At 44.8% G+C, this 317-nt stretch carries 1 protein-coding gene; it reads right to left on the bottom strand.

What is annotated here, in order from left to right; genetic code table 11:
- Nucleotides 1-317, bottom strand: a 317-nt coding sequence (locus CCAND38_RS03430) for an Ig-like domain-containing protein (protein ID WP_042343892.1), incomplete at both ends; no start/stop codon positions are given.

Raw genomic sequence — 317 nt, forward strand, 5'->3', positions numbered from 1 at the left:
GTAGCAATGGAGGTGTTTCCACTTGTCCACGTTACGGTTTTGTTAGTGGCGTTTGTAGGTAACACATTAGCCGTTAGCTGTTGTTCTCCACCCACAGTTACTGTAGCGGTTCCGGGTTGTATGTTTATGCTTGTTACCTGAATTATAGGAGTCGTTACGCTTACTTTACAAGTAGCAGTTTTCCCGCCATCTTCGGTAGTAGCTGTAATATAAACAGTTCCAGAAGCTACTCCCGTTACTTTTCCGCTGGAACTAACAGTAGCAATGGAGGTGTTTCCACTTGTCCACGTTACGGTTTTGTTAGTGGCGTTTGTAGG

Source organism: Capnocytophaga canis, assembly GCF_000827555.1.
GTDB classification, from domain to species: Bacteria; Bacteroidota; Bacteroidia; order Flavobacteriales; family Flavobacteriaceae; genus Capnocytophaga; species Capnocytophaga canis.